The organism is Luteibacter sp. NPDC104163 (assembly GCF_055584245.1).
On record NZ_JBVJMK010000027.1, the window covers coordinates 25215 to 36455 of the forward strand.

The window sequence follows — 11241 nt, forward strand, 5'->3', positions numbered from 1 at the left end:
GCCTGCGGCACAATCATCGGCCCACAGGAAGGGCCAAGTCATTCCACCATGAGCCAGGGTTACTCGCTTCGCGCCAGCGTCGTCGATACGCTGATCCGGACGAAGCGTCCCGATGTCCCCATGCGCGTCGCGCTGCGCAACACCGCGGCGGTCATCCTCCCCCTCGCGCTCGGCATCTACGCCGGCTACCCGCAGGTGGGCATCGGCATCGCCGCCGGTGCGCTCGACACCATGTTCTCCGACCAGCCCGGGCCCTACCAGCAACGGCTGAGCCGCCTGTTCCTTGCCGCGCTATCCGCCGGCGCCGCCGGGCTCGTCGGCTTCCTCATCGGCAGCCAGGTGCTGCCCATGGCCTTCGCGTGCATCCTCTGCGGCTTCTTCGGCGGCCTGCTCGTCGTGTTCGGGCCGGACCTCGCGCGCGTGGGCATGACCAGCATGCTGCTGCTCGTGATCTGCGCCGCCGTACCGACCGACTGGCGCGGCGCGCTGGGCGGCGGCAGCCTGATCTTCGCCGGCGGCATGTTGCTTGCGCTGTTTTCCGTGGCGGCGTGGCCGCTGCAGCGTTACCTGCCCGAGCGTCGTGCGCTTGCCGGGGTCTACCGCGGCCTTGCCGAGCTGGCGAAGCAACCCATGCGCGAAAGCGATGCGCCGCTGCTCACCGAAGCCATGAACGACCTGCAGACCACCCTGCTCGGCCGCCACCACGCACGCGGCCGCGCCATGGAGGCGTTCCGCGTGCTGCTCGAGCTGGCGGAGCGCGTGCGTCTCGAGCTCGTCGCCATGGCCGAGCTCGAGACCAGCCGCAACAACATGGGCGAGATGTTCCGCGCCGATGCCGCCCGCGTACTCAGCGCCACGGCCGCGGCGCTCGATGCGGCCGAGCCGCCCGAGCGCGCGCAGCGCGCCTTGGCCACGTTGCAGGCGAGCGAACGCGCCCTGCTTTCCGCCGGTGCGGGCGGCATGGGCATCACGGCGCATATCCAGGCGCTCTCGGGCCAGCTTGCCGCCGTGGTGCGTAACACCAACTGGGCCGGCAGCCGCGGTGAAGAGCGCGCGCAGCGCGAGGAAACCACGCTGCCGGAAACCCTGCGCAGCACCTCACCGTGGGCGACGATCCGCGCCAACCTCACCCCGCACTCGGTCGCGTTCCGGCATGCCGTGCGTTGCGCCGTCGTGCTGACCCTGGCGTTCGTGCTCTCGCGTTACTTCGCGCTGCCGCATGGCTACTGGCTGCCGATGACCGCCGCCATCGTGCTGCGCCCGGATTTCGCCGCCACGTTCAACTTCGGCCTGCTCCGCGTTGTCGGCACGGTGCTCGGGCTCATGCTCACCACCTTCCTGCTGCGGCTTACGCCGGATGCCGTGTGGGCGCACCTGACGGTCATGGCGGCACTCTGCGTCGCATTCCGTTACCTCGCCGGCGCCCATTACGGCATCGCCGTCGCCGCGCTCACGGGCACGGTCGTCGTGCTCCTTTCGTTCGAAGGCGTGGATCCGTTCAACGCCATGTCTGACCGCGTGCTCAACACCGCGCTCGGCAGTGCGCTGGCCCTGCTCGCCTACGTCCTCTGGCCCTCGTGGGAGCGCCACCGGGCGCGCACCGCGTTGTCCGAGATGCTTTGTGCGTACGCCGACTACCTGGATGCACTGGTAGCACCCGCCGACGCACGCAAGCGCCAGGAAGTGCGCAGCGCAACCCGGACCGCGCGTACGAACGCACAGGCGTCGGTCGACCGCCTGCGGGCGGAACCTGGCACCCCCGCGCTGCTGCAGGAGCTCGCGGAAACCCTGTACGCCAACGGCAACCGCGTCGCACGCACCGGCATGACCCTGGAGGCCCTGATCGAAGCAGGCGATATTCCCCTCGAGTGGGAGCATGTCGGCCCCTTCATCAGGGAAGCCTCGGGCGAGCTGCGCAAGTTCGGCATCGCGCTGACCCGCGCCGATCCCGTGGACATCCCCCCGGGCTTGCGTGACCACCAGCGAGCGCTGGTCGAGGCGCTGTCGCGTTCGCCGGACCGGGCCCTGGCCGAGGTCATCGGCCGCCTTACCGACCGGCTGACCGACAACGTCGACACCATCGCCCACGTGGTGAACCGGCGCAGCACCGCGCCGGCCTGACCGCGCACGGGCGCCAGGCGCCGTTCCCTCGTGAAGGCCCATGCTGCACCGCCAGAGGCGCCCGGGCGCACGCGAGCCTACACTCGGGCCCATGCTCAAGATCGACACCCACGCGCACATCCTGCCCCGGGACTGGCCTGATCTGGCGTCCCGTTTCGGCGACGACCGCTTCCCGGTCATGACCCACAGTGGCGGCCACCACCGCATCTATCGCGGTGGGAAGTTCTTCCGTGAAGTGTGGGAGTCGGCGTTCGACGTCGACCACCGGATCCAGGATTACGCTCGCTTCGGCGTCGGGGTGCAGGTGGTGTCCACGGTCCCGGTGATGTTTTCGTACTGGGCGAAGGGTCACCAGGCCCTCGAGTTGCATACCCACCTCAACGACAGCATGGCCGCCGTGTGCGAATCGCGCCCGCGCCACTACGCGGGTATCGGCACCGTGCCGCTGCAATCGCCCTACCTCGCCATTCGTGAGATGGAGCGCTGCATCGGTGAACTCGGCCTGCAGGGCGTGCAGGTCGGCTCGCATTGCAACGACTGGAACCTGGATGCGCCCGAGCTCTTCCCGTTCTTCGAAGCGGCCGCCGACCTTGGCGCCGCGGTACTGGTGCATCCATGGGACATGATGGGCACCGACAGCATGCCGAAGTACTGGATGCCGTGGCTGGTGGGCATGCCCGCCGAGCAGAGCCGCGCGGCCTGCGCCCTGATCTTCGGTGGCGTACTGGAGCGCCTGCCGGACCTGAAGGTCATGCTCGCCCACGGTGGCGGCAGCTTCCCCTACACCATCGGTCGGATCGAGCACGGTTTCCGCATGCGGCCCGACCTGGTTGCCACGGACAATGCCCGCAACCCGCGCGAGTACTTCAAGCGCTTGTATTTCGATTCCTGCGTGCATGACGACGCGGCACTGCGCTACCTGCTGGATGCGGTCGGCACCGACCGCGTCATGCTGGGCACCGATTATCCCTTCCCGCTGGGCGAACAGGAGCCAGGAAGCTGCATCGAGGCCCTGCGGCTCGACGAGGCCAGCCGTGCCCGCCTGTTCCACGGCACGGCACTCGAGTGGCTGGGCTGTCCCCTGGCCCGCTTCCAGCCTGTCGCCGCCGTGGCGTGACGCGGCGCACACCGCCTTCGCGGCCAGCCCGCGGTGGGTATGCCAAAATGGCGGGACTTCCTGGGGGAAAACAACCGATGCTCCGCAAGTTGCTGCGCGCCCTTCCGCTCGCCCTGGCCCTGGCCGCTCCGTCCGTGGGTGCCACCGACATCTCCATGGCAGACGGAGTCATCCACTTCAACGTGCCCGACGGCTGGTCGATGATCATGCAGTCCAGCGGCGAGACTGAAACGCAGGTGTTCCAGGTCCCCGGTTCCAGCCATGCGGATGCGACGCTCTCGCGCGTCACGATCACGTTGAAGAAGGCGGCCGACCTGCATGCCTTCCAGGTGTTCTCGGGCGAGATGCGCAGCCGCGCCACCAACCTGAAGGACTACGTTGCCGCGACGCCCAAGGCACCGACGGAAAACGTATATTCCGCGAAGGAAGGCACTACGAAGCTCGATTACTACGAGCGGTATTTCTTCGCGAACGGTTACGCCATCCAGCTGCGCTGCGCGCGCCCGGATGGCGATGCGAAGTTCAGTGCGACCTTCGACAAAGGCTGCACGGACGTCGCCAATTCCATGCCCAACTGATGCTCCAGGTTTTTCGTTATGAACGGTTTTGAAGCCACGCACACCTGGGCCGCCGCCCAGGATGCCGCCGATCCGCTGCGCCGCTTCCGCGACGAGTTCCATATCCCGCCGCACGGCGATGGCGAGACGCTGTACTTCTGCGGCAACTCGCTCGGGCTGCAGCCGAAAGGCGTACGCGCGGCGCTTGAAGCCGAGCTGGATGACTGGTCCGGCCTGGCGGTCGAAGCCCACTTCCGCGGCCGTTCGCCGTGGATGCACTACCACGAGTACGTGCGCGACGCGATGGCGGAGGTGGTCGGCGCGAAGCCGCACGAAGTCGTCGCCATGAACTCGCTGGGCGTGAACCTGCACCTGATGATGGTGAGCTTCTACCGCCCGACGAAAGAGCGACCGGCCATCCTCATGGAAGCCGGCGCCTTTCCCACCGATCGCTACGCACTGGAATCGCAGGTCCGCTTCCATGGTTTCGATCCGGCGACCGACCTGATCGAGATGCAGCCCGACGGTGCCGGTGGCACGCTGTCGATGGATGCGATCGAGGAAGCCATCGCCGAGCACGGCCACCGCGTCGCGCTGATCCTCCTGCCGGGCATCCAGTACCGCACCGGCCAGGTCTTCGATCTGAACCGCATCGTCGAGTGTGGCCACGAGGCGGGCTGTGTCGTTGGGTTCGACCTCGCCCACGCCGCGGGCAACCTGCCGCTGACCCTGCACGAAACCGGCGCCGACTTCGCCGTGTGGTGCACGTACAAGTACATGAACGCCGGCCCGGGCGCCGTCGCCGGCGCGTTCGTCCATGAGCGCCACGCGAACGCCGACGTGCCGCGTTTCGCCGGCTGGTGGGGCCACGACAAGAGCACGCGCTTCCAGATGGGCCCGCAGTTCGTGCCCACGCCCGGTGCGGATGGCTGGCAGCTTTCCAATCCACCCATTCTTGCGCTGGCGCCCCTGCGCACGTCGCTCGATGTGTTCATTCGCGCGGGCATGCCGCGCCTGGTGGAGAAGAGCCGCCGACTCACCGCGTACCTGGACTGGCTGATCCGCACGCGCCTCGATGACACGCTGGACATCGTCACGCCGAACGATCCGGCGCAGCGCGGAGCGCAGCTTTCGGTGCGCGTGCGCGCCGGGCGCGACGCGGGACGGTCGTTGTTCGGGTATCTCGAGAAGAACGGCGTCATCGGCGACTGGCGCGAGCCCGACGTGATCCGCCTTTCCCCCACCCCGCTGTACAACCGCTTTGCGGATTGCCTCGGTGCCGTCGAAGCGATCGAAGCCTGGCGCGCGAGCCAGGCATGAGCGCGGGTGACCTGTTTGCCGCCGCCCACGTCGAACGTGGCGACGGCTTCGCGATGCAGGCGACGACGCACTGGCTGCGTCTCGTGCCCGGCCGGACGCTGTTTGGCCTGAAGGCGGGCGGCTTGCCGGTGGAACTGCCGGACCTTCCGAACGGTGTACGTCATCCAGGCCTCGAGGCCACCACGGAGGGGCACCGCATCGCCCTGATCGATGTCAGCAGCCACTGGCTGCGCGACAACCCCGACGTACTGACCCGCTACGCAGCAAACCTGCGCGGCGTGCTGGCGAACAAGGCCGCGCGCATGGACGGGTATGCCAAGCACGTCGCGGTTAACGGGAGCATTGAGCTCTTCCTCGGCCGCGAACTCGACCGCGTGCCGCTGGAAATCGAAGCCGGCGATGGCTCCTACGAGGTCGCCATCGACCTGCTCGCCAACGCACCGCGCGACAGCCGCACCGCATTCGCCATGCCGCGCGGCGTCGGGTCGTCGAAATACGACGATCCGGACTTCTTCGCCGGGACGCAGTCGTGGATCGACGGCGAGCGGTTGCTCGTGGAGTTCCGGCCGGAGGAAGGCGGCAGGCAGGAGACGCTTGCGGTGGATCGTAAGCAGTTCCTGGCGGCATTGGAGCGGTGTTGGGGGGCGGTGCGATCGGTTTCGGACCAGTTGCGCGCCAGCTTGCCGGACTTCAGCTGACACCCGTTTGGATTGGACCGCAGCGACTCCAGGGGTGCCGATCAGTCCTCGACGATAAGGCTATCCGCCCGGGTATCGCGCATCCGCAGATAAACCACCAGCGACACGCCAATCATCGCCGTGACGTACCAATAGAAGCCCTGCTCCCAGCCGTAGTCCTTGAAACTGAGCGCGACGTACTCGGCGGTGCCGCCGAACAGGGTATTCGCCAGCGCGTAGGGCAACGCGACCCCTAGCGCCCGGATATGCGCCGGGAAGAGCTCCGCCTTCACCACCGCGTTGATCGATGTGTATCCCGTGACGATGACGAGCGCTGCCATGACGAGCAGGCCGGCCACGATGGGATCCCGGGTGGTCTCCAGGGTGCTGAAGATCGGGTAAGTGCACACGACACCGAGCACCCCGAACGCGACCATCAGCGGTTTCCGGCCCACGCGATCGCTCAGGGCCCCGGCGACCGGTTGCAGCAGCATGAAGACGAACAGCGTCACGGCATTGATCTGGCTCGCGACCTCCCTGCTGAAGCCGCTCGTGTTCACGAGGAACTTCTGCATGTAGATCGAATACGCGTAGAACGCGAGCGTGCCACCGGCGGTCAGGAGCATGACCAGGAGGGTCTCCCGGGGATGCTGTTTCAGGAGGATGAGGAACCCTGACTTCGGTGCGTCGTTCGCCTTGATACCTCTGAAGCTCTCCGTTTCGGCGAGACCGCGGCGGATCCAGAACACGACGACAGCCAGGACGGCGCCGATGGCGAATGGAATACGCCATCCCCATGCATCCAGCGTTCCCTTCTCCATGGACGACTGCAAGATGAGCAGGAGCAGGATGGCCAGCAACTGCCCGGAAATAAGCGTGACGTACTGGAAGGCGGAGTAGAAGCCGCGCCGCTCCTTGCCCGCCATCTCGGAGAGATACGTGGCGCTGGCACCGTACTCGCCACCGACCGAGAGGCCCTGCAGCATGCGGGCGATCACGAGCAGTGCGGGTGCTGCGATACCGATGGTCTCGTACCCCGGCGTGCAGGCGATGATCAGCGAGCCCGCGCACATCAGCGTGACCGACAGGGTGAGGCCCGACTTTCGCCCCCGGCGATCGGCGTAAATGCCCATGATCCACGCGCCAATCGGGCGCATGACGAAGCCGACGGCGAATACCGCTGCCGCACTGAGCAGCTGGGCGGTCCGGTCGCCTGTCGGAAAGAAATGCGGCGCGAAGTAAAGGGTGAAAGCCGCGTAGACATACCAGTCGAACCACTCGACCAGGTTACCGGTCGATCCGCCGATGATGGATTTGAGGCGCTCGCGCGCGGACGGCGGCATATCGGTGCCAGCGGGTTCGGCCGATGGATTTGGCGTCATGCGATAAGACCTGGAACCATGAATCAGAAGTACACCTTACACGACCCGCCCGGTCGGGGCTGCCGGGTGTCCGCGCGCGACACGCCGCATGCGTCAGGATCTTTCGAGCCCGGCCGCAACAGGGAGTCGGCCGTTAACGCGCCCACCAGCTGAAGAAGGCTTAGCTCGTTCTCGATAGCGGCATAGCGGGCGCGGCAATGCTCGATCCGGATGGCCGCGAGGCGGCTCTCACCGCGAAGTCTCTGCGGCCAGCTATGCGTGCCAGCCACAAGGCCAACGCTTACGGTGTCCACCGCAGCCTCCGCCGCAGCAACGGCACTGCGTGTGGCGGCAAGCAGCATCCGATCCGTCCGGGCCCTTCGATACAACCGGCGCGTATCGCGCACGGCATCACGTCGAAGGTCGTCCAGCGCGTCGATCTTCACATCCCGATCGGCGATGCCGCGCCTGACGAGTGCCGCGGGGGAAGAAGCGCCGTGCAAGGGAAGCTTCAGGACCAACATGACCGTCGCCCTGGACCGCCGGTGGGCCCGGGACCCGGCCGACGCTATCCACGCCGGCGCCTCCCGCCGCGAACTGACGCCGTAGCTGGCCTGAAGATGGAGCTTTGGGAGATAGGTGACCCGGGCCGCGGCCAGGCGCCACTCCGATGCGGCCAGGTCGTGCTGCGCGGCCTCGACTCGCGGATGGCGAAGGGCGCGCTGGACCACGTCCTCCTCTGACTCCGCGCAGAAGCGCTGCCCGACCCTCCAGGACGAGGCGATCGACGGCAGGGCTGGCGCGGACGCGCCGCCGATAAGACGGAGCGCAACCAGCGAATCATCGAGCCTCAACTGCGCATCGATGCGCGCCCTCGACGCCCCCGCGTTGGCCGATACCGCCTCGTACACGTCACCCACGGCAGCGAGCCCCGCCTCAAACCTCATCCTCGCCATGTCCACCAGCGACGCCAGCGCCAGTTCGTTCTGCCCGGCGAGCCGAAGCAATTCCCGATCACGCTCTACCGCTAAGACCCCGATGCCGCGCCGCAATAGCGCCTCTTGTGTAGCTGCTTCGACACGCGCATTGCCAACGCGCGCCATGAGGGCCGCTGCGGCACGGTTATGCCGGGAAGCCTCGTCGATGACGGGAATGGTCAGGTTGAGCGAAAGGCTCGTACTACCGCTGGACCCGTTACCGATGACTCCCCCGACAGCAGGACGAGGGCGCCATTGACCCCGAAGCGTTACGCTCGGCCAGCGAGCAGCGGACGCCTGCCTGGCGGCTTCCTGCGCGACGGAAAGCATGTCGACCGCATACGAGAGCTCCGGGTCGTCCAGCGTGATCGCCTGTGCTACAGGCGCATCGGTCGCCCGCCCTGCGGGGATGGCGGCGACGCAAAGTATCAGCCCGACGATAACGCTCCTGATGTGCACGATCCCGGTCGATCCCGATGCCCGAAGTGTGGGCATGATCGTCCGCATCGCATCCACGCCATATCAGCGTCGACCGCCTGATCGCGTAGGCGGATGCTTACGCTACACCGGGTGCCGCGTCTGCCCTTCCCCACGCACGACGAACCGCTCCACGGTCAGCGATTCGGCGCCCATCGGCCCGTAGGCATGCAGGCGCGTCGTCGAGATGCCGATCTCCGTGCCCAGACCCAGTTCGCCGCCATCGCTGAAGCGGGACGAGGCGTTCACCATCACGACCGCCGAGCGCAGGGCCTTCACGAAGCGATCGGCAGCGAGGATGTCGCGCGTGGCGATGACCTCCGTGTGGTCGGAGCTGAAACGGCGGATATGGGTGATGGCCTCGTCGATGTCCGCGACGACGCGCACGGCGATCACCAGGTCGAGGAACTCGGCGGCGTAGTCCTCATCGGTGGCGACGCCGACATCCGGGGCCAGGATGCGTGTCGTCTCGTCGCCACGCACCTCCACGCCGCGGGCGTGCAACGCGGCCACGGCCTTGGGAACGAACGAGGCGGCGATATCGTGGTGGACCAGCAAGGTCTCGAGCGCATTGCATACGCCAGGGCGGCTGGTCTTGCCGTCGATAAGCAGGTCGAGCGCGAGTGTCTCGTCCGCATCCCTGTCGACGTAGAGGTGGCAGACGCCCTTGTAATGCTTGATCACGGGCACGCGCGCATGCTCCGCGACGAAGCGGATGAGGCCCTCACCGCCGCGCGGAATGGCGAGGTCCACGATATCCGTGAGCTGGAGCAGTTCCACCATGGCCTCACGGCCCGGGTCGTCGATAACGGTGATCGCTGATTCCGGGAGACCTTCGGCAGACAACGCGCCACGCAATGCGCCGGCGATGGCGAGGTTCGAATGCATGGCATCCGATCCACCGCGCAGGATCGCCGCATTGCCCGCCATGAGGCACAGCGCCGCCGCATCGGCGGTGACGTTCGGCCGCGCCTCGTAAATCATCGCGATGACACCGAGCGGAATGCGCACGCGTTCGACCGTGATGCCGTTCGGACGGACCTCACGCCGGGTCACCAGGCCCACCGGATCCGGCAGGCTGGCGACCTGGCGAATGGCCGCCACGACACCCGCCAGACGTTCGTCATCCAGGCGCAGCCGATCGAGCATGACCGCGCTGGTGCCGTTCCGGCGCGCCGCCTCCATGTCGCGCGCGTTCGCTTCGAGCACGCTGCGAGAGGCTGCCGCGAGCGCATCGGCCATGGCGTGCAGCAGCCTCTGCTTCGCGACCGTATCGAGCGCGGCGACAGCCGGGGCGGCGTCGCGGCATGCCAGTGCCTGTTCTCGAAGGTGGGTCATGCGGTCCTCGCAGGGTCGGGGAGGATGACGAGATCATCCCTGTGGACAATGGTCTCGCCGTAGCTGTAGCCGAGCACGGCTTCGATGTCACGCGTGTGCCGCCGGGCGAGCCGCCGGACATCCGTGGCGGAGTACTGGGCGACGCCCCGGGCCAGCACCGTTCCCTCGGCGAGGATTTCGACGACATCACCGCGCGCGAACTCGCCAGCCGCGTCAACGACACCGCCGGGCAGGAGCGATGCGCCACGGCCGCGCAGTGCGTCCAGCGCACCGGTGTCCACGCTGATACGCCCCGCCGCGGGTGCATGCCGCAGCCAGTACTTGCGCGCGGCAAGGCGTGACTGCGGGGCACGCAGGCGGGTGCCGGTAAGCATGCCTTCGGCGAGGCGGGCGATGCAGCGGGTGTCGCGGCCATCGAACAGCACCGTCTCGATACCGGCCGCCGCGGCTTTTATCGCGGCGTCGAGCTTCGTCCGCATGCCACCCGTACCGGCGGCGCTACCTGCCCCGCCCGCGCTATCGAGGTGCGCCTGGGTGACTTCGGCAAGGTCAGGCACGGGGAGCGCGGACGGAACGGTGCGCGGATCCGCGGTGTAAAGGCCTGGAATATCGGAGGCGATGAAAAGCACGTCCGCATCCACCAGCGCCGCGACGATGGCGGCGAGGTTGTCGTTGTCGCCGAGCTTCAGCTCGTCGACCGCGACCGTGTCGTTCTCGTTGATGACCGGGATGGCGCCGAGGGCCAGTAGCTCGCGCAGCGTCGTGCGGGCGTTGAGATAGCGCCGGCGATTGCGCAGGTCGTCGTGCGTAAGGAGCACCTGGGCGACCGGCGCATCGAAGAAGGTTTGCCACAGGCCGACCAGCCGCGTCTGGCCGAGTGCAGCGAGCGCCTGGCGGCCGCTGAGGCCCGTACTGCGGTCGGGGGCCGGCGCGAGGCCACGGCCAGCCGCCACGGCGCCTGAGGAGACGATGACGACTTCCCTGCCCGCGTCGCGGCTGGCGGTGACGAAGGCGGCCAGCACGTCGGCGTTTTCGCCGGTGAGCGCACCCTCCGGCGTGGTCAACAGGCTGCTGCCGACCTTGAGGACAGCCCGGCGCCAGGTAGGCAGGGCCTGTTCGGTGAAGCCGGATGCCATCGTGCCTCCGTCAACAGAACCGCGGTGGACCGTTGTGGGAGCGGGGGTGGGGGGGGGGGGGGGGGTAGGGGGGGCCCGACCCCCCCCCCCGCCCAGCCCCCGGCACCCAGCGCCACCACCAGGCACAGCCGCTGTCTAGGGCACAGCACCGCGTTCTTTT

General features: G+C 67.7%; 9 protein-coding genes. 5 read left to right on the plus strand and 4 right to left on the minus strand.

Features of this window, described 5'->3' with window-relative positions; all coding sequences use genetic code 11:
• Positions 1–48: 48 nt before the first annotated feature.
• The 5 genes from ACZ6YI_RS20885 to ACZ6YI_RS20905 all read left to right on the plus strand — a co-directional run bounded on the left by ACZ6YI_RS20885 (position 49) and on the right by ACZ6YI_RS20905 (position 5813).
• Entirely contained in the window at positions 49–2121 is a 2073-nt protein-coding gene (locus ACZ6YI_RS20885; RefSeq protein ID WP_465780300.1) for an FUSC family protein, read from the plus strand.
• Positions 2122–2212: 91 nt separating this feature from the next.
• A complete protein-coding gene (locus tag ACZ6YI_RS20890) occupies positions 2213–3238 on the plus strand; it encodes an amidohydrolase family protein (RefSeq protein ID WP_465780301.1) in 1026 nt (341 codons plus the stop codon).
• A 77-nt stretch (positions 3239–3315) separates the two neighbouring features.
• Positions 3316–3816 (plus strand): hypothetical protein, encoded by a 501-nt coding sequence (locus tag ACZ6YI_RS20895; protein ID WP_465780302.1) that lies wholly within the window; start codon positions 3316–3318, stop codon positions 3814–3816.
• 18 nt (positions 3817–3834) lie between these two features.
• Positions 3835–5115, plus strand: a complete 1281-nt coding sequence (gene kynU, locus ACZ6YI_RS20900; protein ID WP_465780303.1) for a kynureninase — start codon at positions 3835–3837, stop codon at positions 5113–5115.
• Complete coding sequence (locus ACZ6YI_RS20905; RefSeq protein ID WP_465780304.1) at positions 5112–5813, plus strand: hypothetical protein; 702 nt, start codon at positions 5112–5114, stop codon at positions 5811–5813. Before kynU ends, ACZ6YI_RS20905 begins: the two co-directional genes overlap by 4 nt.
• A gap of 41 nt (positions 5814–5854) precedes the next feature.
• On the opposite strand, the gene ACZ6YI_RS20910 is transcribed toward ACZ6YI_RS20905, so the two are convergent.
• From ACZ6YI_RS20910 to proB, 4 genes are read right to left on the minus strand one after another with little or no spacing between them, the layout of a single operon-like run.
• The gene (locus ACZ6YI_RS20910; protein WP_465780305.1) at positions 5855–7174 is read right to left on the minus strand and encodes an MFS transporter; all 1320 of its coding nucleotides are present in this window, start codon (positions 7172–7174) and stop codon (positions 5855–5857) included.
• Positions 7175–7197: 23 nt separating this feature from the next.
• Positions 7198–8637, minus strand: coding sequence for a TolC family protein (locus tag ACZ6YI_RS20915; protein WP_465780306.1), 1440 nt, complete (start codon positions 8635–8637; stop codon positions 7198–7200).
• A gap of 54 nt (positions 8638–8691) precedes the next feature.
• Positions 8692–9945: a glutamate-5-semialdehyde dehydrogenase gene (locus ACZ6YI_RS20920; protein ID WP_465780307.1), complete on the minus strand. Its 1254-nt coding sequence runs from the start codon at positions 9943–9945 to the stop codon at positions 8692–8694.
• Positions 9942–11081, minus strand: a complete 1140-nt coding sequence (proB, locus tag ACZ6YI_RS20925; protein ID WP_465780308.1) for a glutamate 5-kinase — start codon at positions 11079–11081, stop codon at positions 9942–9944. The genes ACZ6YI_RS20920 and proB overlap by 4 nt, the downstream gene beginning before the upstream one ends.
• Positions 11082–11241: the final 160 nt, after the last annotated feature.